We start from the raw sequence: 22644 nt of genomic DNA on the forward strand, positions 1-22644 counted from the left end.
GGGAGGAGAGGGAGGAGAGGAAACGGAGTGGGAAGCGGACGGACAACGGATCACGTGAGCGCACCGCTCATCGCGAGCGAGTGCAGGAAGCGCATCAGGGTCATCAGCACGTCCCGGCTGGAGGCCCGGCGGCGTGCGTCGCAGTCCACGATGGGGATCTCCGGGGACAGATCGAGCGCCGTACGCAGCTCCTCGACCGGGTAACGGGGCGCGTCCGGAAAGGAGTTGACGGCGATGACGAAGGGCACGCCGCGCTCCTCCAGGCGCCCTATGACGTCGAAGCTGACCTCCAGGCGCCGGGTGTCGACCAGGACGACCGCGCCGAGCGCCCCTTCGAACAGGCCGTTCCACAGGAACCAGAAGCGTTCCTGGCCGGGGGTGCCGAACAGGTACAGCACCAGTTTCTCGGTGATGCTGATCCGGCCGAAGTCCATGGCCACGGTGGTGGCCGTCTTGGATTCGGAGCCGTAGTTGTCGTCGACGCCGACCCCGGCCTGCGTCATGGTCTCCTCGGTGGTCAGCGGCCTGATCTCGCTGACCGAGCCGACCATCGTCGTCTTGCCGACCCCGAAGCCCCCCACGATCACGATCTTCACCGCGGCCTGGGCGGTCTGCGGGAGATGGTCCTCGGTGCGTGGGCCCGGGATGGTGTCAGAGCTTTTGAAGTCCATGCATCACCGCTTCGAGGAGTGACCGGTCGGGAAGCGCCTGGCGGACGATCGGGGCGCGCGCCTGCACCAGTTCGGCCGAGATCAGCTCGGTGATCAGGGCGGTCATCGTGCTGAACGGCAGATTGAGATAGGCCGAGAGCTCGGCCACCGATAACGGGGCGGCGCAGAGCCGGAGCAGCGCCGCCTGCTCCGGCGCCACGGACGGGGGCGGGTCGGCGCGCGCGACGATGAGCGTCACCAGGTCGAGTTCGGCGCGCGCCCCGTCGGGGCCGGAGATGACGTACAGCCGCTCGGGGTTCTTGGCTCGGCCGCCGCCCTCGCCGCCCTCCTCGCCGTCCGCCTTCGGCTCCACGGGGACGGGCGGCGGCGGGGGCGCGTCCCGCTGGACTCTGCGCCGTTTGCGTTGCGGAGGAGTCATACGGTCTGCCCGTTCCGCCGGGGCGGACTGGTCAGATGGGCACCGATCCGGACGACGAGGTCGCGCATGCGGCCGCTCATCCGGCCCGGCTCGCAGACGACGTCGGCGAGCACGGCGAGGTAGGCGTTGGCTCCGGCCGACATGAGGTAGAAGTAGCCGCCGTCGATCTCGATGACGACCAGCTTCATCTCACCGTTGCTGCCCGGGAGTTCGTGGGCCACCGCGCCCGCCAGGCTCTGCACGCCCGCGCAGGCGGCGGCGAGCCGGTCGGCGGAGTCGGGGTCGCCGCCATGGCGGGCGATGCGCAGTCCGTCGGCGGAGAGCACCACGATCATCTCGATACCGGGCACGCCGGCGGCGAGATCCTTGAGCATCCAGTCGAAGTTGGCTCGCTGCTGGATCACTTGGGGTCCCCCTCGTCGTCGGTCTCCGCCTGGGCAGGCTTCTCGATCAGGTGCAGATACGCGGTCGGGTTGCGGGTGAAGTCGGTGGGGTGCACGCCCGGGTTGCCCTCCTTGAGGCCCTCCCAGAACGACTCGACCCACAGCCCGGGTTCACGGTTCTTCTTCTTGTCGCGCTCGGCCTGGCGCGCGGCCTCGGCGTCGCTGTCGGGCTCGGCCCCCGACTCGGACGCCTGCCGGGGCACGGACGCGGCCTGGGGCGCCGCCGCGGGCTTGGTCTGCGACCAGACGGTCGGCCGGCCCTCGCGCTCGGCCCGCTCGATGGCGGCCTGCTCGGCGTACCGCTGGCTGAGCGGCGTCTTCATCTTGCTGCGGCGCTGCGGCAGTCCGCCCGCCGTCCACTCGGTGACCTCGGGGACGTCGTCCTCCATGGAGACGCCCGCGGGGATGCGCGGACTGGTCGGGCGGCGCCGCTTGGGCGGCCGCTTGGGGCCTTCGAGGGCGCCGAGTTCGGCCTTCGGCACGGCGGTGGCGCCGATGCCGTGGGCGAGTCCGGGGGCGCGCTCGGTGGTCATCATGTTGCTCGGCACGACGAGCACGGCACGCACCCCGCCGTACGCCGAAGCCCGCAGCGAGACCTGCATGTTGTACGTCGAGCAGAGCCGGCCGACGACGGCGAGGCCCAGGCGCGGGCTCTCCCCGAGGTCCTGGAGGTCGACGCCGGCCTTGGCCCGCTCCAGCATGGTCTCGACCCGGGCGCGGGCCTCCTCGCTGAGGCTGACGCCGCCGTCCTCGATCTCGACGGCGACACCGGTCTGCACCTCGGTGGCGGTGACGTGCACCTTGGTGTTCGGCGGCGAGTAGCGGGTGGCGTTGTCGAGGAGTTCGGCGGCCGCGTGGATGACCGGCTCGACGCAGGTCCCCTTGATGTTGACCTTGGCGATGGAGGCCAGGTCGATGCGCCGGTACTCCAGGATGCGCGACATGGCGCCGCGCAGCACGCTGTACAGGGCGACGGGTTCGGGCCACTGGCGGCCCGGACGGCCGCCGCCGATGACGGAGATGGAGTCGGCGAGGCGGCCGATCAGCGCGGTGCCGTGGTCGATGCGCAGCAGGTCGTCGAAGACCTCGGGGTTACGGCCGTGGTCCTCCTCCATCTCCCTGAGTTCCATGGCCTGTTGGTGGACGATGGCCTGGACGCGCTGGGCGATGTTCACGAAGGAGCGCTGCGCGGCGTCGCGCATGGACTCCTCGTCGTCGACGATCTTCAGCACGGTGCGCAGCAGATCGCGCTGCGACTGCGGAAGGTGGCGCAGCTCGGGGTCGGCGTCGAGAACGGAGTGGATGACCTCGCGCGGGGACTGGCCGCGGCGCAGCCGGTCCAGTGCGGCCGGCACGATCTGCCGCCCGAACCGGACGAGTTCCTCGTCGTGGGTGGCCAGGCGCCGCTCGAGGTACGCGGTCGTCTGGTCGTAGTCGGACCGCAGGGCGCGCAGATGACGTCCGCGTCGTACGGCCTCGGCCGCCGTCACGGCCACGAGCAGCGTGGCGACGGCTCCGCACCAGCCGACGGGGGCCCGGGCGGGTCCCTGTACCAGGGCGACGGCGGCTCCGGTCGCCGCTGCCATCACGATGGCCGGTAGCAACAGCGCACGCGCATAGGGAAGTTCACGCCCACCGGGAGGCGATTGCACACTCACCATGTATGCCCTCTGAGACGAATCGGCTGGGAGTCGGGGGAACTGACGGGGGGTCTGCCAGGGAAGAAACAGGGAACTGACTGGATCTTCGGCATCATTGGGAACACGCGCACGAATTCATCGCAACTCGATGCGCCGCGGGCGAGCTTAGTCCGACCGGATCAACGGCGTGGCATATTCCGCAAGCACCTGAAATCACGCGCGTGACAGGAGTAGCCTCGGCCCCATTTGCACGCTCGGGTCTCATTCGCACACGATGCGTGACGACGTACGCGTGCGCGAAAAAGCCCCGTACCCCTTCCGGAAGGGGTACGGGGCTCTGCCCGGTACGAGCGGTGTCAGCCCACCGACGAGTAGGCGACCACACCCCGCCGCAGCTGGTCGACCGCCTTGCGGGCGTTCTTCGCCACCGTCGAGCCCTCGGTGGGGGCCGCCGCCGCGATCTGGCCCAGCACGTCGATCACCTGCTTCGTCCAGCGCACGAAGTCACCGGCCGGCATGTCCGCCTCGCGCAGCACCTCGTCGAGGCCCTTGCCGGAGGCCCACATGTAGGCGGCCCAGGCGAAGCCGAGGTCGGGTTCGCGCTGGCCCACGCCCTCCGTCTGGGTGATGCGGAACTCCTCCTCCAGCGCGTCCAGCCGGCCCCAGATGCGGACCATCTCGCCGAGCGCGTCCTTCGCCTTGCCGGCGGGCAGCTTGGGCGCCATCGCGTCGTCGGAGACCCTGGACTCGTACACCAACGCCGAGACGCAGGCGGCCAGTTCCTCCGGGCCGAGGCCGTCCCAGACCCCGGCGCGCAGGCATTCACTGGCCAGCAGGTCGAGTTCGCCGTACAGCCGGGCGAGGCGTCGGCCGTGCTCGGTGACCTCGTCGGCGCGCAGGTAGTCGAGTTCGGTCAGCAGCGCCACGATCCGGTCGAAGGTGCGCGCGATCGTGTTCGTGCGGCCCTCGATACGGCGCTCCAGCTGCGAGGTGTCGCGCAGCAGCCGGTGGTAGCGCTCGGCCCAACGGGCGTGGTCCTCACGGTCGTTGCAGCCGTGGCAAGGGTGGGCACGCAGCTCCGTGCGCAGCCGGGCGATCTCGCGGTCGTCGGCCGCCTGGGAGCGCCGCTTGCGCTGCCGCTCGGGCGTGATGTGCCCGGCCTTGGTACGCAGCGCGGAGGCGAGGTCCCGACGGGACTGCGGCGAGCGCGCGTTGAACGACTTCGGGATGCGCATCCGCTCCAGCGGCTCCACCGGCACCGGGAAGTCCATGGACGCCAGCCGCTTGACCTGCCGCTCGGCGGTGAGGACCAGCGGGCGCGGGCCGTCGTGGTGGTCGAAGCCGCGGTGGCCGTTGGACCGGCCCGCGGGCAGACCGGGGTCCAGCACGAGGGCGAGGCCCGCGTACTTGCCCGTCGGGACGTGGATGATGTCGCCCGGCTTGAGCTTCTCCAGCGCGACGGCCGCCTCCGCGCGCCGCTGGTTGGCGCCCTGCCGTGCCAGCTCGGTCTCGCGGTCCTTGAGCTCGCGGCGCAGCCGTGCGTACTCCTCGAAGTCGCCGAGGTGGCAGGTCATGGACTCCTTGTAGCCCTCGAGCCCCTCCTCGTTGCGCTGCACCTGCCGGGAGATCCCGACGACCGACCGGTCGGCCTGGAACTGCGCGAACGACGTCTCCAGCAGCTCACGCGAGCGGTGCCGCCCGAACTGCTCGACCAGGTTGACCGCCATGTTGTACGACGGCTTGAAGCTGGAGCGCAGCGGATAGGTGCGCGTACCGGCCAGACCGGCCACGTGCTCGGGGCTCGTGCCGCGCTGCCACAGCACGACGGCATGGCCCTCGACGTCGATGCCGCGGCGCCCCGCACGGCCGGTGAGCTGGGTGTACTCGCCCGGGGTGACGTCGGCGTGCTGCTCGCCGTTCCACTTGACGAGCTTCTCCATGACCACCGAACGGGCGGGCATGTTGATGCCGAGCGCGAGCGTCTCGGTGGCGAAGACGGCCTTCACCAGACCGCGCACGAACAGCTCCTCGACGACCTCCTTGAAGGTCGGGAGCATGCCCGCGTGGTGGGCGGCGATGCCGCGCTCCAGGCCCTCCAGCCACTCGTAGTAGCCGAGGACGTGCAGGTCCTCGCGCGGGATCGAGGCGGTGCGCTCCTCGACCAGGGCGCGCACCTGCTCGCGCTCGTCCTCGTCGTTCAGGCGCAGCCCGGCGTACAGGCACTGCTGGACGGCGGCCTCGCAGCCGGCGCGGCTGAAGATGAAGGTGATGGCGGGCAGCAGGCCCTCGGCGTCGAGGCGCTCGATGACCTCGGGGCGGCTCGGCGTCCACGCCCGGGCGCGCTGGCGCCGCTCGCGCTCCGCGGTCGGCCTCGCGCATGGCGCGGCCGCGCTTGCGGTCCTGGTAGGACGGGCGGGTGGCCTCCATCCGGGCCAGCCGGGTGAGGTCGGGGTTGACGGCCTTCTTCTGGCCGTCGCCCTCCTCGAACAGGTCGTACATCCGGCGCCCGGCGAGCACATGCTGGAACAGCGGCACGGGCCGGTGCTCGGAGACGATCACCTCGGTGTCGCCGCGGACGGTGTCCAGCCAGTCGCCGAACTCCTCGGCGTTGGACACGGTCGCCGACAGCGACACCAGGGTCACCGACTCGGGGAGGTGGATGATCACTTCCTCCCAGACGGCGCCCCGGAAGCGGTCGGAGAGGTAGTGCACCTCGTCCATGACCACGTAGCCGAGGCCGAGGAGGGTCTGGGAACCGGCGTACAGCATGTTCCGCAGGACCTCGGTGGTCATCACGACGATCGGAGCGTCGGAGTTGACGCTGTTGTCGCCGGTGAGGAGGCCGACCTTGTCCGCGCCGTAGCGGCGGCACAGGTCGGCGTACTTCTGGTTCGACAGCGCCTTGATGGGTGTCGTGTAGAAGCACTTCTTGCCCTGCTCGAGGGCGAGGTGGACGGCGAACTCGCCCACGATCGTCTTGCCTGAGCCGGTGGGGGCGGCCACCAGCACGCCCTTGCCTCCCTCGAGCGCCTGACACGCCTCGACCTGGAAGTCGTCGAGGTCGAAGTCGTACATCTCGCGGAAGGGTGCGAGCGCGGTGGCCTGCTCGGCGGCCCGCACCCGGGCTGCCGCATACCGCTCGGCCGGTGAGAGGTCCTCTGTCATCGTGCTTTCGAGCGTACCCGCCCCCGCCGACATCGGAACGATCATTATCCGGAACCCGGGTTCCGGGACGGGTACGCACAACGCCGGGTGCCCCTGATCCCGAGGGGGGTCAGGGGCACCTCGATCGAACGGGTTCGGCCAGGGCCGGTCAGGTGACGTCGTCGTATCCGTCGACCCGGTCCCCGCTCGCCTGCTCGGGCAGCATCCGCCCGGCCGAGACGGACTCGACCTCTTCTATCGCCTCGGGGGTGAGGTCGAGGTCGGAGGCCTCGTCGTCACCGGGACCGAGAGCGGCGCGGCGCTGCCTGCGCCGGTCGTTGAGCAGCGAGAAGGCGACCGCGCCGAAGTACAGGATCCAGATGGGACCGGCGAGGGCCAGCATGGTCAGCGGGTCCGTACTGGGGGTGGCGACGGCCGCGAAGACCGTGATGCCCAGGATCATCCCGCGCCACCAGCCGAGCATGCGCTTGCCGGTGATCGCACCGGTCAGGTTGAGCATGATCAGCAGCAGCGGCAGCTCGAAGGAGAGACCGAAGACGAGAACCATGCGCATGACGAGGTCGAGCAGGTCGTCCAGCGGCAGCAGGTTGTCGGCATTGTTCGGGGTGAACCCGATCAGGACCTTCGCCGTGGTGGGCAGCACCCTGTACGCGAAGTACGCGCCGCCGAGGAAGAGCGGCGCGCCGGTACCCACGAAGCCGAGCGCGTACTTCTTCTCGTGCTTGTGGAGACCGGGGGCGACGAACGCCCACAGCTGGTACAGCCACACCGGGGAGGCACCCACGACGCCGGCCATCAGGGAGACCTTCAACGCCAGCGTGAACGGTCCGAGCAGACCGTTGATCGTGATCCGCGCGCAGGGCTGGCTTCCGTCGTGCGCCTTCGCCAGTTCCTCGAAGGACTTGGCACAGCCGATCGAGTTCAGAATCGGCTTGGTGACGACGTTGATGATGTCGTTGTAGAAGAAGGCGGCGAAGCACGTCACCACGACAATGGCCAGCATCGCCTTCGCGAGCCGGTTGCGAAGCTCACGCAGGTGGTCCGCAAGGGGCATCCGCCCCTCGGGGTCCTTCTCCTTCTTGCGGGCAGACTTGAGCAACCCACGTCCTCATCTCGTGCGGCCGGCCGGAGGTCTCCGGCCGGGCGTCAGCGCTTGGTGGTGTCCGTCGGCTCGGTGACCGGCCGGGAGCTGGACACGTCGCCGGGGGCCGCCTGGATGGTGCGCTGCGAGGGGGCCTGCTCGCCGGTGTCCGGCTGGGCGGCCTGAGCGGACGAACCGCCGTCGTCCTTCATCGCCTTGGCCTCGCTCTTGAGGATGCGCGCGGACTTGCCGAGCGAGCGGGCCATGTCCGGAAGCTTCTTCGCGCCGAACAGCAGGATGATGACGACGAGGATGAGAATGATCTCGGGGGCTCCGAGCCTTCCGAACATAAGTCTTTACCTTCTCACCGAGGCGGCTGGGTGGGTGCTGTCCGACCAGTCGGGCAGGCGTCCGAGCGATCGTGGTCGCAGCGATCGTAACGCTCGGGGGTAAACGTGAGGCAATCCCCGTACGTCGTCCCGGTCCGCGGTGCGGGCCTCGTCCTTCGCACCGCGAGCAGCAGCGTACCTGCCTGCCCCGACCCTGTGACAGGGAGGAGTACGGCATGGCCCCCACGGCCTGGAACGTACCCGGCCGGCATGGCGAGCGTCACAGCGAGTCGGCGGCGCGGGCCGCGCTCGCGGCCGCCCGCTCCAGGTCCTCGGCGGCCCTGTTGATACGGCTCGCGGAGTCCGTGACCTGCTGCCCCAGACGCCGCGCCTCCAGGAACACCCGGATGGCGAACACGCCGAGGACGGCGAGAGACACGAAACCCACAGCTACCGCGAACATCGGCCAGAACATGGCGTCGAGCCTAGACCGTGGAGTAGAGGCGCAGGGTGCTGACCCCGCCGCCGGTGAGTAGCTCGACGATGCGCTCGCCCGCGGGCTTGCGGACGGCGGCGCCGCACTCCGGGCAGGTGAAGGAGTAGAACGTCGTCCGGCTGCTGGCGCCTATGGCCAGGCGCAGGGCGCCCGGGGAGAGTTCGTAGCAGTTGCGGCAGTCCGGGCAGGCGGCCCGGTAGACGACGGGGACCACGCGCCGCATCCCGGCGAAGGCGGACGCGACCGTCATCCCGCTCGCGTCCTGTCGGGCCCACTCCCCCGCACCGCTCACCCGAGTCTCGTTCAACGCCCTCGCTCCTGGCTGTCGTCCGGCCCCTCGCTGTCGTCCGGCCCCTCTCCCCGCGCCGCCCGGTCTCCCGGTGGTCCGCCCGGTATCGCCGGGGCGGCCTCGTACGCCGCGAGGGCGTCGCGGGCCGCCCGGCGGGCGCTGTCGGCCAGTTCGGGGGGCGAGACGATGCGGCCGTCGGGGCCGAGCCGCAGCGCGAGGCGCCGCAGCGAGGTCGGGTCGGGGGTGCGCAGGGTGATGCGCAGGCCGCCGTCGGCAAGCTCCTCGGCGCTGTCGTGCGGGTAGTACTCGGCGACCCAGCGGCCGGCCGGGCCGACCTCGATCACGACCTCCGGGTCCTCGGCGGCCGGCTGCACCAGGCTCTCCGAGAGGTCCCGCAGCTCGACCTCCGGCGGTGCGGACGGCTCGTCGAGGATGCGGATCTCGGCGACCCGGTCGAGGCGGAAGGTGCGGCGCGCCTCGGAGCGGCGGCACCACGCCTCGACGTACGTGTGCCCGACGCTGACCAGGCGGATGGGGTCGATCTCGCGCTCGGTGACCTCGTCGCGGGCGGGCGAGTAGTAGCGGATCCACAGCCGGCGGCGCTCGGAGATCGCGCGGTCGACATCGGCGAAGACGCCGCCCTCGGACTCGAAGGTCACCGACAGGCGTGAGCTGGCGCCCGCCGCCTCGCCGGCCGACGTCTCGACCTTGGCCGTGGCGCGCAGCAGCGCCTGCCGGTCGCTCTCGCGCAGGCCGGGCAGTGTGGCCACGGCGCGGGCGGCCACCAGCAGCGCGGTCGCCTCGTCGGCGGCCAGCCGCAACGGCTCGGCCGCCTCCTCGCCGAGCGCGGCGGGGTTGTGCCACCAGATGCGCTCGCCGTCGGTGTCGATGTCCAGCAGGTCGCCGCCGCGGAAGCTGGTGCCGCACATGGGCAGCACGTCGAGGTCGGAGACCAGCTCGTCCTCGGTGATGCCGAAGGCGCGCGCGACGTCGGCGACCCGCGCGCCGGGGCGCTCCCGCAGGTACGTCACCAGGGAGAGCATCCGCCGCGTCTGGTCGATGGCGTTCACGGGCCTGACCGGTTTGCCTGCCACTGTCTTGCTCCGCTCCCCCTCAGCCCTTGGCCACGGCACGCAGCCGGTCCACCACGTCCGCGCGCAGCTCGGCCGGCTCCAGCACCATCACATCGGGCCCGAACTCCACCAGCCAAGCATCGAGGCCGTGCCCGTACGGAATCTCCAACTCGTCCCAGCCCTCGCCGAGTTCCCGAACGGCGGTGGCCTTCGCTCGAAGGGGGTACCCGGCGCCCGAGCGCAGCCGGATCAGGGCCGAGCGGTCGGTGATCTCGCCGGCCCAGCCCGCGACGGTCTCGCGCACGGTGACGACGTCCGGCACCGGCGCGGTGAAGCCGGTGCCGCGCGAGCGCACCTTGCCGGTGATCCGGGACAGCCGGAACACGCGCTCGGCGCCCCGGTCGCGGTCCCAGCCGGCCAGGTACCAGTGGCCGCGCCAGCACTCCAGCGCCCACGGCTCCACATGCCGGGGCTCGGGGCGGGCGGCGGTGGCCTTGCGGTAGTCGAAGAGGACCGGCCGGCGATCACGGCAGGCGAGCATCAGCGGCTCGAACGCGGTCTCGTGGACCGGGATCCGCGGCTCCAGCGCGCCGTGCGGTTCGTACGGATCGACGTCCTCGGGGAGACCCGCCGCGCGCAGCTTCTGCAGGGCGCCGCTGGCCGCGCCGGCGAGGCGGGCCTGCTGCCACACCTTGGCGGCGAGCCCCAGGGCGGCGGCCTCCTCGGCGTCCAGCGTGATGGCCGGCAGGCGGTTGCTGTCGCGGCGGGCGAGATAGCCGACGTCGCCCTCGATGTTCTCGACGGTCTCGATGACGAGGCCGAGCTCGCGCAGATCGTCCTTGTCCCGCTCGAACATCCGGTTGAAGGAGTCGTCGGTCCCGGCTTCGAGGTAGGCCTCGATGGAGCCGCGCAGCTCCCGCTTGCTGAGCGGCCGCCGGGTCGACAGCAGGCACAGCGCGAGGTTCATCAGCCGCTCGGCCTTGGCAATGGCCATCGACGCCCTTCACCTTCCCTTATGGTCCTTACGACCGATGACCGTACCGCTCCGCGGCGGCCCGGCCAAAGCCGAGGGCCCATGCCCGAGCAGGCATGGGCCCCAGGTGATCGGATCCGATCAGACCGCGACCAGGTCGCAGACGAAGATCAGCGTCTCGCCGGGGGCGATCAGGCCGCCGCCCGCACCGCGGTCGCCGTACGCGAGGTGGGCGGGAATCGTGAGCCGGCGGCGGCCGCCGACCTTCATGCCCTGCACACCGCGGTCCCAGCCGGCGATGACCTGTCCGGCGCCCAGCTGGAACTCCAGCGGCTTACCGCGGTTCCAGGAGGCGTCGAACTCCTCGCCCGTGGAGAAGGCCACGCCCACGTAGTGAACCTTGACGAAGTCGCCCGCCTTCGCCTCCGGGCCGTCGCCCTCCCAGATGTCCACGATCTCGAGGTCCGTCGGCGCGTCGCCTTCCGGGAAGTCGATCTCGGGCTTGTCGATGTTCACGTCTCTAGCTCCTGCTTGTGTACGACTCGTAACGCGGTCAGTCTTTCATCCCGCCGCGCATGACGCCTCCAACGGGCGTTTTCCAGCCCGCGCCACTACATCGCGGCCAGGATGTCCAGGGAGAAGACCAGCGTGGAGCCCTTCTTGATGACGCCTCCGGGCGGCGGCGTGTCGCCGTAGCCCAGGCTCGGCGGCACGACGACCAGGATCCGGCTGCCGACCTTCTTGCCGGTCACTCCCTGCGCCAGCCCCTTGAGGACCTGCTGCATCTGCTGCACCGAGAACTGGCTCAACCGGCCCGATCCGTACGTCTGCTCGAACGTCTTGCCGCCGTCCCAGACGATGCCCTTGAACTGGCACAGGATCGACTGGTCCGCCTTGACCGCGGGCCCGTCGCCCTCCAGCACGTACTCCGAGACGAGCTTGGTGGGCGGGTCGCTCTTCGGGACGTCGATGGAGGGCGCGCTGCCGTTCGTGTTCGTGCCGACCTTCGGCAGGGCGGCGTCGTTCTGCGGGACCTCCTTGCCCTTCGCGGAGCTCTTGGAGTTGAAGCTGTCCAGCAGGTCCACGACGAACACCAGTGTGTCCGTGCCCTTGATACCCGCCTGCGCGTTGCCCGAGGAGCCGTAGCCCCAGGTCGGCGGCACCGCCATCTCGACGCGACTGCCGACCTTCTTGCCCTGCAGGGCGTACCGCCAGCCGTCGATGACGCTGCCCTTGGCCAGCTGGAGCACCAACGGCGTCTTGCGGTCGTAGGAGTTGTCGAAGACCTTCGCCGTGGCCCAGACCTGGCCCAGGTAGTTGGCCTGCACGAAGTCGTTCTCGGCGACCGTACGCCCGCCGCCGGCGATGACCGTCTTGACCGCGAGGTCCTTCGACGGCTCGCCGTCGCCCTTGGCCACCGTCGGCTTCTCGCCGAACTTCTTGCCTGCCGTGATGGCCGGCAGCGGGCCCTCCACGATCTTCGGTGGCGGCACCGACGACGCCGAGCCCGACGGCGACGGACTCGCCTTGCTCGAAGCGGACTTGTCGTCACCACATGCGGCAAGCGTGACCAGTCCGGCGGGTACGGCGGCGAGGAGAAGTGAGCGTCGGCGCACGGTAAGGCCTCGTAATCGGTCGATCTTGTTGATGGCGTGCGCGCAACTCTACGGCGTGAGAAGGGCGCCGTACGGGAAACGTACGGCGCCCGTGTGGCGTTCCGGCACTTCTGTGCCAAGACGCTTTGCCCACAAGCGTTCTGATCACATTCCGGCGATCAGCTTTTCCACCCGGTCGTCGACGGAACGGAACGGATCCTTGCACAACACCGTGCGCTGCGCCTGGTCATTGAGCTTCAGGTGCACCCAGTCGACGGTGAAGTCCCGGCGCTGCTCCTGGGCGCGGCGGATGAAATCGCCGCGCAGCCTGGCCCGAGTGGTCTGCGGCGGAACCGACTTGCCCTCGAAGATCTTCAAGTCGTTGCAGATCCGGGTGGCTTGGCCCTTCTTCTCCAGCAGGTAGTAGAGCCCACGACGGCGGTGGATGTCGTGGTAGGCGAGGTCTATCTGCGCGACCCGCGGATGGGACATCGTCATGTTGTGCTTGGCCCGGTACCGCTCGATGAGCTTGTACTTCATGACCCAGTCGATCTCGGTGTCGATCCGGTCCAGGTCCTCGGACTCGATCGCGTCGAGCGTGCGGCCCCACAGCTCCAGGACCTGCTCGACCGTGCCGGTGCGGATGCCCCGGCGCTCGCAGAAGTCCACGGCCTTCTCGTAGTACTCGCGCTGTACTTCCAGGGCCGACGCCTCGCGGCCGCTGGCCAGGCGCACCTTGCGGCGCCCGGTGATGTCGTGGCTGACCTCGCGGATGGCCCGGATCGGGTTCTCCAGGGTCAGGTCCCGCATCACCGTGCCCGCCTCGATCATGCGCAGGACGAGGTCCGTGGCCCCGACCTTGAGCAGCATCGTCGTCTCGGACATGTTGGAGTCGCCCACGATGACGTGCAGACGGCGGTAGCGCTCGGCGTCCGCGTGCGGCTCGTCACGGGTGTTGATGATGGGACGGGAGCGGGTCGTCGCCGAGGAGACGCCCTCCCAGATGTGCTCCGCCCGCTGACTCACGCAGTACACCGCACCGCGCGGCGTCTGCAGCACCTTGCCGGCGCCGCACAGCAGCTGCCTCGTCACCAGGAACGGAATGAGGATGTCCGCGAGCCGGGAGAACTCCCCGTGCCGCGCCACCAGGTAGTTCTCGTGGCAACCATAGGAGTTGCCCGCCGAGTCCGTGTTGTTCTTGAACAGGTAGACGTCGCCTGCGATTCCTTCCTCGTGCAGGCGTCGCTCCGCGTCCACCAGAAGCCCTTCGAGAATGCGCTCTCCGGCCTTGTCGTGGGTGACCAGTTCGGTCACGTTGTCACATTCGGGTGTCGCGTATTCCGGATGTGAGCCCACGTCGAGATAGAGCCGGGCGCCGTTCCGCAGAAAGACATTGCTGCTACGGCCCCATGACACGACACGGCGGAAGAGGTACCGCGCCACCTCGTCAGGCGACAGGCGGCGCTGTCCCCTGAACGTGCACGTGACGCCGTACTCGTTCTCCAGCCCGAAAATGCGGCGGTCCATGAGTGAACATTACGCCCGATCCCCTGAGCTGAAACGGGGTTCGACAGCACGATTTGGATCATTTTCCGATGAAGCCGCAACGACCGCGCCCGCGGCGGGAGCTGCGAGGACCCGTCCGGTGCCCAGTAGCACCAGCAGCGAGACGGCCCCCGCGACGGCCGGCACGGCGAAGCCCCACAGGGCACCGCCCGCCTCGACGACCGGGCCCGCGACGGCCGCGCCGGCCGACGTGCCCACGGTGAACGTCGTCACCAGCCAGGAGAACGCCTCGGTGACCGTGCCCTTCGGCGCGTGCCGGTCCACGATCACGAACGCGCAGGCGATGCACGGCGCCAGGAACACCCCCGACAACGCCGTGAGCAGCACCATCGCCACCGCACCCGGCATCAGCGGCAGGGGCAGGTAGAACACCGCCAGCAGCCCCACCAGCGCCCGCAGCCGCCGCTCCGGTGCGCCGCTCCACTGCCGCGCCCCGTAGACGGTGCCGCCCACCAGCGCGCCGAGGCCCAGCGCCGCCATCAGCCAGCCGTACACCAGGCCCCCGCCGTGACTGTCGGCGTAGGGCACCGAGGCGACGGTGATGGAGCCGAGCGCGACGCCCACGAACAGGAACGAGGCGAGCAGCACCAGCAGGCCCGGCGACCTCAGGGCGCCCAGCCAGTGCGCCTCGCGCGGCGCCGAGCGCCAGGCGCGCGAGGGCGGCGAGACCACCACGGAGAGCGCCCCCAGCACGCCGAGGAGCTGGAGGATCAGCAGTGCGGCCCGCTCCGACCACAGCGACACGCACAGGGTCACCAGCAGCGGGCCGACGGTGAACATCACCTCCTGCGCGATCGCGTCCATGGCGTACGCCGTGTGCACCTGGTCCTCGCGGCGCAGCACCGAGGGCCACAGCGCCCGCAGGCCGCCCTCCAGCGGCGGCGTGAACAGCCCCGCGACCGCGACGGCGGCGTACGCGAGCGGCAGCGGGTCGGTGCCCGAGAAGGCGAAGACGGTCATCGCGAGCGCCGAGAGGACCGCGGCGGGCAGCTGCACCCGCGGCTGCCCGTACATGTCCACCAGGCGTCCGAGCACGGGCTGTCCGGCGGCGTTGGCGATGCCGTACACCGCGGCGAGCGCGCCGGCCAGGGCGTACGTGCCGCCCTCGGCGCGGACGAAGAGCATCAGCGCGATCGCGGCCGTGGCGTTCGGCAGCCGGCCCACCAGCGTGCCCGTGAGCAACCGTGCCGCGTGTCTCGCCTTGAGGATCTCCAGGTACCCCGCGGCCATCAGTCCTCTGTCCTCCACCGGCTCGCCCGTGGCACTCACCGGCCTCGGAGCATCGCGTAGTTTTACGTATAACGTCAGTGGTCATACGTACCATGTGCGCTGTTCAGCAGTCCAGCCGCGTTCAGCGGTCCAGCCGCGCACCAGCCAGACGAAGGAGCACCCCCACGGTGGCACGCAGCACCACGCGCCCGACGAGCCGTGACGTCGCCCAGGCCGCCGGGGTCTCCCAGGCGGCCGTCTCCCTCGTCCTCGGCGACAAGTGGCGCGGCCGCGTCGCCGAGACCACCGCCCAGCGCGTCCGGCAGGCCGCCCAGGACCTCGGCTACCGGCCCAACCTGGCCGCCCGCAACCTGCGCCTCGGCCACACCCGCACCGTCCTGCTCGTCGTCCCCGCCCTCACCACCGAGTTCTTCGCCGGCGTCTACACCGGCGCGGCCCGCGTCGCCGGCCGGCACGGCTTCGGCGTGGTCCTCTACCCCTCCCCCGCGGGCGTCGGCCCCGCCCGCAGCCCCTTCGGCTCCGCCCAGGCCGCCCTCGACGGCGTCATCGCCTCCTCCATGGCCGCCGACGCCCTCACCGCCATCCGCGGCGACCAGCTCCCCCTGGTCATGCTCGACAGCGACCCCGCCGGCAGCCTGGGCGCGGCCACGGTGAACCTCGACATCGCCGACGGTGTCCGCCAGGTCGCCGGCCATCTGTTCGGGCTCGGCCACCGCCGCTTCCTGCATCTCGCCGCCGACGTCGCCTCGTGGACCTTCGAGGTACGCGCGCGTGAGCTCGCGCAGCGCGTGGGCGCCGTCCCCGGCACGGACCTGAGCACCGTCCGCGCCCCCATCTCCATCGACGGCGCCCGGGCCGCCACGGAGGCCGCGCTCGCCGCGCCCGGCCCCCGGCCCACCGCCGTCGTCTGTGACGACGACAAGCTGGCCGCGGGCGCCTACAAGGCGCTGCGCCGCCTCGGCCTGCGCGTCCCCGACGACATCTCGGTCACCGGCCTCGACGACCTCGCCCTCGCCACCGCCATCGATCCCGAGCTGACGACCGTGCGTCTGGACGCCGAGCTGTTCGGCGAGCGCGGCATGGAGGCGCTCCTCGCGGTCCTGGAGGGCCGTGAGCCCGAGGGCGGCGACATCCCGGTCGAACTGGTCGTACGGGGCTCGACGGCGCCGCCACGGCGGCTCTGAGAGCCCCGGCCGCGGACACGGCCGCGCCCCGACCGGTGGGAACCGGCCGGGGCGCGGGGTCGTACAGGGAGGGACGGTGCCCGGTTACTTCTCCTCCGGGCCCTCGTCGTCCTCGGCGGTGTCGGCCTCCGTGGCCGCGGTGCCGTCGCCCGCCAGCAGACGGGACAGCTGGCGGCCCACGATCCGCTTGAACTTGCGCTTCTGCGGGCGCGTGCGGTCCAGCACCGCGACCTCGAGCCGCTCCGCGGGAATCTCCCGCTCACTGCCGTTCGCGTCCCGGGACAGCGCCTGCACCGCCAGCTTCAGCGCCTCCGCCAGCGTCATGCCTTCGCGGTGCCGCTGGTCCAGGAAGCTGTTGATCTGCTCCGCGTTGCCGCCCACCGCGACCGAGCCGTGCTCATCCACGATCGACCCGTCGTGCGGCAGCCGGTAGATCTGGTCGCCCTCCGGCGTCTCACCGACCTCCGCCACGACCAGCTCCACCTCGTACGGCTTCTCGGCCGCGCTGGAGAAGATCGTGCCCAGCGTCTGGGCGTACACGTTGGCCAGACCGCGGGCCGTCACGTCGTCGCGGTCGTAGGTGTAGCCGCGCAGATCCGCGTACCGCACGCCGCCGATGCGCAGGTTCTCGTACTCGTTGTACTTGCCGGCGGCCGCGAAACCGATCCGGTCGTAGATCTCGCTGAACTTGTGCAGCGCGCGGGACGGGTTCTCACCGACGAACACAATGCCGTCGGAGTACTGCAGCACGACCAGGCTGCGGCCACGCGCGATGCCCTTGCGGGCGTACTCCGCCCGGTCGGCCATGGCCTGCTGAGGTGAGACGTAGAACGGCGTCGACACCGGTTATCCGTCCCTTTCTGTCGGAGTCAGAGGATCACCTTGATAAGACCGGCCGCGCGGTTACAGCAGCGCCGCCCGCGGACCGTCGGGCTGCGCGAGGCGCCGCTCCAGCACCGAGCGGGCGATCTCGGCCGACTCCTCCTCGCTGAGCCGGCGGAAACCGTCCTCGGTGATCACGGTGACGATCGGATAGATCCGGCGCGCGACGTCGGGACCGCCGGTCGCCGAGTCGTCGTCCGCCGCGTCGTACAGGGCCTGGACGACCAGCGTGGTGGCCTCGTCCTCGGACAGGTCGTCCCGGAACAGCTTCTTCATCGAACCGCGCGCGAAGACCGAACCGGAGCCGGTGGCGGCGTAGCCGTGCTCCTCGGAGCGGCCGCCGGTGACGTCGTAGGAGAAGATCCGGCCCCGGTCGCGGCCGACGTCGTAGCCCGCGAAGAGCGGGACCACGGCCAGGCCCTGCATGGCCATGCCCAGGTTGGAACGGATCATGGTCGACAGCCGGTTGGCCTTGCCCTCCAGCGACAGCTGGGCGCCCTCGACCTTCTCGAAGTGCTCCAGCTCCAGCTGGAAGAGCTTGACCATCTCCACGGCCAGACCGGCGGTGCCGGCGATGCCGACGGCCGAGTACTCGTCCGCCGGGAAGACCTTCTCGATGTCCCGCTGCGCGATGACGTTGCCCATCGTCGCCCGCCGGTCACCGGCGAGCACCACGCCCCCGGGGAAGCTCGCGGCCACGATCGTGGTGCCGTGCGGCGCCTCGATCACACCTTGCGTGGGCGGCAGCTGACGCTTCCCGGGCAGCATCTCTGGCTGCTGCTCGGCAAGAAAGTCCATGAACGAGGACGACCCGGGCGTCAGGAAGGCAGCTGGTAGACGCCCGGTGCCATGAGTGTTGGCTTCCACGAGATTCCTTCCGGATAGGCGGCGGCCCGGCGTGCGGCGTCGGGGTCCGGCCCCCTGGGTGCCGCTCGCCGAATTGCGGATGAAGCACGGTACGCCACGGACCCTACCCGTCTCGCGGCCGTGATCCACGTGAACAGCCATGGGGCTTCATGCGTCGCCCTGCCGAGCGCGGAGACTGCTCGCGGTGTGCACAGCTTCCACCGCGAGCAGCCCTCCGGAACCGCTCACCGGCCGACCCGAACCCCCGAAGCCTTCGATCCGAAGGCTACTGGCCGCCCTTTTGAACAAAGGAACGAACGAAATCCTCGGCGTTGGACTCGAGGACGTCGTCGATCTCGTCGAGGACGTCGTCCACATCGTCGCTCAGCTTCTCGTGACGCTCCTTGAGTTCGTCCGAAGCCTGTGCGTCCTGCGCCTGCTCCTCGACCTCCTCGGTGGAGCGCGTCGCCTTCTGCTGGCCGCCGCCGGTGTCCTTGGTCGCCATATCCCTCACCCCGCTCAGTTCGCCCGACATGGGTCGGCAGGTCGGCAATCCCGCCGAATGGTGATGATCAGACCCTACAAGCCGGGTCCGACATCGGCCCCGCAGTTTCTCCAACGTACGGGGACCACCTCGATGATTCCCTGCCGCGGGGGTTTCCACCCCGCCCGGCCGGCGCGTGTGCCCGGGTCAGTCTCCGGAGAGGACCCTGACCAGGTCTTCCGCCGTGCGGCAGCGGTCCAGGAGTTCCTTGACGTGATTTCGCGTTCCGCGTAGCGGTTCGAGGGTCGGGACCCGCTGGAGCGAGTCCCGGCCCGGGAGGTCGAAGATGACCGAGTCCCAGGAGGCGGCCGCGACATCGTCCGCGTACTGCTCCAGGCAGCGCCCGCGGAAGTACGCCCGGGTGTCCTCCGGCGGCTTCGTACGGGCCCGCTCGACCTCGGCCTCGTCCAGCAGGCGCTTCATGCGCCCACGGGCCACCAGACGGTTGTACAGGCCCTTCTCGGCGCGTACGTCGGCGTACTGGAGGTCGACCAGGTGCAGCCGGGCGGCGTCCCAGCCGAGGTCGTCGCGGCGGCGGTAGCCCTCCATGAGCTCGCGCTTGGCGACCCAGTCCAGCTCGCCGGCGAGGCTCATCGGATTGTTCTCGAGTCGGTTGAGGGTGTCCTCCCAGCGGGACAGGACGTCCTTGGTCTGGTCGTCGGCGTCCGCCCCGTACCGCTCCTCGACGTACTTGCGCGCGAGCTCGTAGTACTCCATCTGGAGCTGTACCGCGGTGAGGGTCCGGCCGCTGCGGAGGGTGACCAGCCTCTGCAGCGTGGGGTCGTGGGAGACCTGGTGGAGGGTGCGAACGGGCTGGTCCACCGCCAGGTCGACGGCGATGAAGCCGTCCTCGATCATGGACAGCACGAGGGAGGTGGTGCCGAGCTTGAGGTAGGTCGAGATCTCCGACAGGTTCGCGTCGCCGATGATCACGTGGAGCCTGCGGTACTTCTCCGCGTCCGCGTGCGGCTCGTCGCGCGTGTTGATGATCGGGCGCTTGAGGGTCGTCTCCAGACCCACCTCGACCTCGAAGTAGTCGGCCCGCTGGCTCAGCTGGAAACCGTGCTCGTGGCCGTCCTGACCGATGCCGACGCGGCCGGCGCCGGTGACGACCTGGCGGGAGACGAAGAAGGGCGTCAGATGGCGCACGATGTCCGAGAAGGGGGTCTCCCGCTTCATCAGGTAGTTCTCGTGCGTCCCGTAGGAGGCGCCCTTGTTGTCGGTGTTGTTCTTGTACAGGTGGATCGGCTGCGCGCCGGGCAGCGCCGCGGCACGCTCTGCGGCCTCGGCCATGATGCGCTCGCCGGCCTTGTCCCACAGGACGGCGTCGCGGGGGTTGGTGACCTCGGGGGCGCTGTACTCGGGGTGGGCATGGTCGACGTAGAGCCGGGCGCCGTTGGTGAGGATCACGTTGGCGAGGCCGATGTCCTCGTCGGTGAGCTGGCTGGCGTCGGCGGCCTCGCGGGCGAGGTCGAAGCCTCGGGCGTCCCGCAGCGGGTTCTCCTCCTCGAAGTCCCAGCGGGCCCGGCGGGCCCGGTGCATCGCCGCCGCGTAGGCGTTGACGATCTGGGACGAGGTGAGCATGGCATTGGCATTGGGGTGGCCGGGGACGGAGATCCCGTACTCCGTCTCGATGCCCATTACTCGCCGTACGGTCATGCGGCCCTCCTTGCCCGGCGGCGCCCTCGGTCGTGGGTGCCCCTAGTACCGCTGGCGCTCCGGTGCGTGTGCGGTGCCCGTCCCCGCACGGTGCGACTCGGCGGTACCGAAGAGCCTAGAACGCCTTTGCACTGGTGGGGAGATCATTTACGTCATTGCCTTGTTCCGGCGTGCCCCGGAAAACGGACGGCTGCGGATGCCCGGTCGGGGCACCCGCAGCCGCCCTTCCGTTTACAGGTACTGCCCGGTGTTCGCCACCGTGTCGATGGAGCGGCCGGTGTCGGCGCCCTGCTTTCCGGTGATGAGCGTACGGATGTAGACGATCCGCTCGCCCTTCTTGCCGGAGATCCGGGCCCAGTCGTCCGGGTTGGTGGTGTTGGGAAGGTCCTCGTTCTCCTTGAATTCGTCCACGCAGGCCTGGAGGAGGTGCGAGACGCGAAGGCCCTTCTGGTTGTGCTCGAGGAATTCCTTGATCGCCATCTTCTTGGCGCGCCCGACGATGTTCTCGATCATGGCGCCGGAGTTGAAGTCCTTGAAGTACAGGACCTCCTTGTCACCGTTAGCGTAGGTGACTTCCAGGAAGCGGTTCTCCTCGGATTCGGCGTACATCTGCTCGACCGCGGTCTGGATCATGCTCTGGACCGTCATCACCCTGTCGCCGCTGTGCTCGCCGAGGTCGTCGGAGTGCAGCGGGAGGCGCTCGGTGAGGTACTTCCCGAAGATGTCCTTGGCCGCTTCGGCGTCCGGACGCTCGATCTTGATCTTCACGTCGAGCCGGCCGGGCCGCAGGATGGCGGGGTCGATCATGTCCTCGCGGTTCGAGGCGCCGATCACGACCACGTTCTGCAGGCCCTCCACACCGTCGATCTCGGCGAGCAGCTGCGGGACGATGGTGTTCTCCACGTCCGAGCTGACACCGGAGCCACGGGTGCGGAAGAGCGACTCCATCTCGTCGAAGAAGACGATCACGGGGGTGCCCTCGCTGGCCTTCTCCCGTGCGCGCTGGAAGACGAGGCGGATCTGCCGCTCGGTCTCACCGACGTACTTGTTCAGGAGCTCGGGGCCCTTGATGTTGAGGAAGAAGCTCTTGCCGGCGGCCTGGCCGGTCACCTCGGCGACCTTCTTGGCCAGCGAGTTGGCGACGGCCTTGGCGATGAGCGTCTTACCGCATCCGGGAGGCCCGTACAGCAGGACGCCCTTGGGCGGCCGCAGTTCGTGCTCCTTGAAGAGGTCGGGGTAGAGGTACGGAAGTTCCACGGCGTCGCGGATGGCCTCGATCTGGTTGCCGAGGCCGCCGATCTGCTCGTAGCCGATGTCGGGGACTTCCTCGAGGACGAGTTCCTCGACCTCGCTCTTGGGGACGACCTCGTAGACGTAGCCGGAGCGCGGTTCGAGCAGCAGGGCGTCGCCGGGGCGGATGGTGACGTCCAGCAGCGGCTCGGCGAGCCGCACCACCCGCTCCTCGTCGGTGTGCCCGAGCACCAGGGCGCGCTCGCCGTCCTCAAGGATCTCCTTGAGGGTGACGATGTCCCCGACGCGCTCGTATCTCATCGCTTCGACCACGTTGAGCGCTTCGTTGAGCATGACCTCCTGGCCGCGCCTGAGGTCGTCGAGTTCGACGCTCGGGCTGACGTTGACCCGGAGCTTGCGGCCGCCGGTGAAGATGTCGGCCGTGCCGTCCTCGTTGGCCTGGAGGAAGACTCCGAAGCCTGCGGGCGGCTGAGCGAGCCGGTCGACCTCTTCCTTGAGGGCCACGATCTGGTCGCGAGCCTCGCGGAGCGTGTTGGCGAGCCGCTCGTTCTGAGCGGACACTCCGGCCAGATTGGTCTGCAGCTCGACGATCCGCTCCTCGAGAATCCTCGTGTGCCGCGGAGAGTCGGCGAGCTTGCGTCGCAGGACGGCGATCTCCTGCTCAAGATAGGCGATCTGCCCGGCCGGGTCTTCGGACCCCCGCCCCGGGCGGATGCCGCGGTTCATGTCGTCGTCGTGGGCTGCCACGGTCCTCACCTCCTCCAAGGGGAGCTGGACGCTTCCAGACCCTACCTGGGTGGGTGTCGATTGAAACCCCTAGATCACAAACACTGTCAAGGAGTGTCCGATCTTCACCCTTGCGCTCTCCCTCACGCCAGGCAAATACCCACCGAACATGATTGGGAAGCCGCCGGAGGTAGGGTCGAAGAGTTCAACACCCGTCAGAGCTGGCCGGATTCCCGCGGGCTCGACGTAGAAATGGCAGGAGAGATGACCGTGCAGCAGGAGACCCGAAGCGACGACGAGGCGCTGGAGGTCTGGATCGACCAGGATCTGTGTACGGGCGACGGTATCTGCGCCCAGTACGCGCCGGAGGTGTTCGAGTTGGACATCGACGGGCTGGCCTATGTGAAAGGCGCGGACGACGAGCTGCTGCAGGCCAAGGGGGCAGTGACACCGGTGCCGTTGCCGCTTCTCACGGACGTGGTGGACTCCGCGAAGGAATGTCCGGGCGACTGCATTCATGTGCGTCGCGTTTCGGACAAGATCGAGTTGTACGGACCTGACGCGGAGTGACGCGTCAGCCACG

Annotated in this window: 21 protein-coding genes and 2 pseudogenes; 2 read left to right on the forward strand and 21 right to left on the reverse strand. The window is 69.8% G+C overall.

Going from position 1 to position 22644, the window contains the following annotated elements:
- Nucleotides 1-50: 50 nt before the first annotated feature.
- From QFZ74_RS05815 to QFZ74_RS05885, 15 genes and pseudogenes are all read right to left on the reverse strand, one after another.
- Nucleotides 51-671, reverse strand: a complete 621-nt coding sequence (locus QFZ74_RS05815) for an ATP/GTP-binding protein (protein ID WP_307619700.1) — start codon at nucleotides 669-671, stop codon at nucleotides 51-53.
- Nucleotides 652-1089 carry a DUF742 domain-containing protein gene (locus QFZ74_RS05820; RefSeq protein ID WP_307619701.1) on the reverse strand — a complete coding sequence of 146 codons (438 nt, stop codon included), beginning with the start codon at nucleotides 1087-1089 and terminating at the stop codon, nucleotides 652-654. Before QFZ74_RS05820 ends, QFZ74_RS05815 begins: the two co-directional genes overlap by 20 nt.
- Nucleotides 1086-1493, reverse strand: coding sequence for a roadblock/LC7 domain-containing protein (locus tag QFZ74_RS05825; RefSeq protein WP_307619702.1), 408 nt, complete (start codon nucleotides 1491-1493; stop codon nucleotides 1086-1088). The genes QFZ74_RS05820 and QFZ74_RS05825 overlap by 4 nt, the downstream gene beginning before the upstream one ends.
- Nucleotides 1490-3193 carry an ATP-binding protein gene (locus QFZ74_RS05830; RefSeq protein WP_307619703.1) on the reverse strand — a complete coding sequence of 568 codons (1704 nt, stop codon included), beginning with the start codon at nucleotides 3191-3193 and terminating at the stop codon, nucleotides 1490-1492. Before QFZ74_RS05830 ends, QFZ74_RS05825 begins: the two co-directional genes overlap by 4 nt.
- 335 nt (nucleotides 3194-3528) lie before the next feature.
- Nucleotides 3529-6337 (reverse strand): annotated as a pseudogene (locus QFZ74_RS05835) (DEAD/DEAH box helicase).
- A 148-nt stretch (nucleotides 6338-6485) separates the two neighbouring features.
- Complete coding sequence (gene tatC / locus QFZ74_RS05840; protein WP_307619704.1) at nucleotides 6486-7436, reverse strand: twin-arginine translocase subunit TatC; 951 nt, start codon at nucleotides 7434-7436, stop codon at nucleotides 6486-6488.
- Nucleotides 7437-7483: 47 nt separating this feature from the next.
- Entirely contained in the window at nucleotides 7484-7768 is a 285-nt protein-coding gene (tatA, locus tag QFZ74_RS05845; RefSeq protein ID WP_307619705.1) for a Sec-independent protein translocase subunit TatA, read from the reverse strand.
- 259 nt (nucleotides 7769-8027) lie between these two features.
- Nucleotides 8028-8222: a hypothetical protein gene (locus tag QFZ74_RS05850; protein WP_307619706.1), complete on the reverse strand. Its 195-nt coding sequence runs from the start codon at nucleotides 8220-8222 to the stop codon at nucleotides 8028-8030.
- 10 nt (nucleotides 8223-8232) lie between these two features.
- Complete coding sequence (locus QFZ74_RS05855; protein WP_307624052.1) at nucleotides 8233-8493, reverse strand: hypothetical protein; 261 nt, start codon at nucleotides 8491-8493, stop codon at nucleotides 8233-8235.
- Nucleotides 8494-8546: 53 nt separating this feature from the next.
- Nucleotides 8547-9626 (reverse strand): YafY family protein, encoded by a 1080-nt coding sequence (locus QFZ74_RS05860; RefSeq protein WP_307619707.1) that lies wholly within the window; start codon nucleotides 9624-9626, stop codon nucleotides 8547-8549.
- A gap of 19 nt (nucleotides 9627-9645) precedes the next feature.
- On the reverse strand, nucleotides 9646-10599 hold the full coding sequence (locus QFZ74_RS05865; protein WP_307619708.1) for a YafY family protein: 954 nt from the start codon (nucleotides 10597-10599) through the stop codon (nucleotides 9646-9648).
- Between the two features lie 120 nt (nucleotides 10600-10719).
- Entirely contained in the window at nucleotides 10720-11094 is a 375-nt protein-coding gene (locus tag QFZ74_RS05870) for an FKBP-type peptidyl-prolyl cis-trans isomerase (protein ID WP_307619709.1), read from the reverse strand.
- A gap of 95 nt (nucleotides 11095-11189) precedes the next feature.
- The gene (locus QFZ74_RS05875) at nucleotides 11190-12194 is read right to left on the reverse strand and encodes an FKBP-type peptidyl-prolyl cis-trans isomerase (RefSeq protein WP_307619710.1); all 1005 of its coding nucleotides are present in this window, start codon (nucleotides 12192-12194) and stop codon (nucleotides 11190-11192) included.
- 144 nt (nucleotides 12195-12338) lie between these two features.
- The gene (pafA, locus tag QFZ74_RS05880) at nucleotides 12339-13700 is read right to left on the reverse strand and encodes a Pup--protein ligase (RefSeq protein ID WP_307619711.1); all 1362 of its coding nucleotides are present in this window, start codon (nucleotides 13698-13700) and stop codon (nucleotides 12339-12341) included.
- Between the two features lie 9 nt (nucleotides 13701-13709).
- Nucleotides 13710-14969, reverse strand: coding sequence for an MFS transporter (locus QFZ74_RS05885; protein ID WP_307624053.1), 1260 nt, complete (start codon nucleotides 14967-14969; stop codon nucleotides 13710-13712).
- 167 nt (nucleotides 14970-15136) lie between these two features.
- Here QFZ74_RS05885 and QFZ74_RS05890 point away from each other — a divergent pair, with 167 nt between their 5' ends.
- Complete coding sequence (locus QFZ74_RS05890; protein ID WP_307619712.1) at nucleotides 15137-16153, forward strand: LacI family DNA-binding transcriptional regulator; 1017 nt, start codon at nucleotides 15137-15139, stop codon at nucleotides 16151-16153.
- An 84-nt stretch (nucleotides 16154-16237) separates the two neighbouring features.
- Here QFZ74_RS05890 and prcA read toward each other — a convergent pair whose 3' ends face one another.
- From prcA to arc, 6 genes and pseudogenes are all read right to left on the reverse strand, one after another.
- Nucleotides 16238-16996, reverse strand: a complete 759-nt coding sequence (gene prcA, locus QFZ74_RS05895) for a proteasome subunit alpha (protein WP_307619713.1) — start codon at nucleotides 16994-16996, stop codon at nucleotides 16238-16240.
- 60 nt (nucleotides 16997-17056) lie between these two features.
- Entirely contained in the window at nucleotides 17057-17902 is an 846-nt protein-coding gene (gene prcB, locus QFZ74_RS05900; RefSeq protein ID WP_307619714.1) for a proteasome subunit beta, read from the reverse strand.
- Nucleotides 17854-18040, reverse strand: a pseudogene (locus QFZ74_RS05905) (recombination endonuclease VII); the annotation flags it as partial. The gene prcB and the pseudogene QFZ74_RS05905, both read right to left, overlap by 49 nt.
- 127 nt (nucleotides 18041-18167) lie before the next feature.
- Nucleotides 18168-18386 (reverse strand): ubiquitin-like protein Pup, encoded by a 219-nt coding sequence (locus QFZ74_RS05910; RefSeq protein WP_307619715.1) that lies wholly within the window; start codon nucleotides 18384-18386, stop codon nucleotides 18168-18170.
- Between the two features lie 186 nt (nucleotides 18387-18572).
- Nucleotides 18573-20084, reverse strand: coding sequence for a depupylase/deamidase Dop (gene dop, locus QFZ74_RS05915; RefSeq protein WP_373462350.1), 1512 nt, complete (start codon nucleotides 20082-20084; stop codon nucleotides 18573-18575).
- Nucleotides 20085-20315: 231 nt separating this feature from the next.
- Nucleotides 20316-22082 (reverse strand): proteasome ATPase, encoded by a 1767-nt coding sequence (gene arc, locus QFZ74_RS05920; RefSeq protein WP_307619716.1) that lies wholly within the window; start codon nucleotides 22080-22082, stop codon nucleotides 20316-20318.
- A gap of 243 nt (nucleotides 22083-22325) precedes the next feature.
- Between arc and QFZ74_RS05925 the strand changes: the two genes are divergently transcribed.
- Nucleotides 22326-22631, forward strand: a complete 306-nt coding sequence (locus QFZ74_RS05925; RefSeq protein ID WP_307619717.1) for a ferredoxin — start codon at nucleotides 22326-22328, stop codon at nucleotides 22629-22631.
- Nucleotides 22632-22644: the final 13 nt, after the last annotated feature.

It is taken from the genome of Streptomyces sp. V3I7, from assembly GCF_030817495.1.
Taxonomy (GTDB): Bacteria; Actinomycetota; Actinomycetes; order Streptomycetales; family Streptomycetaceae; genus Streptomyces.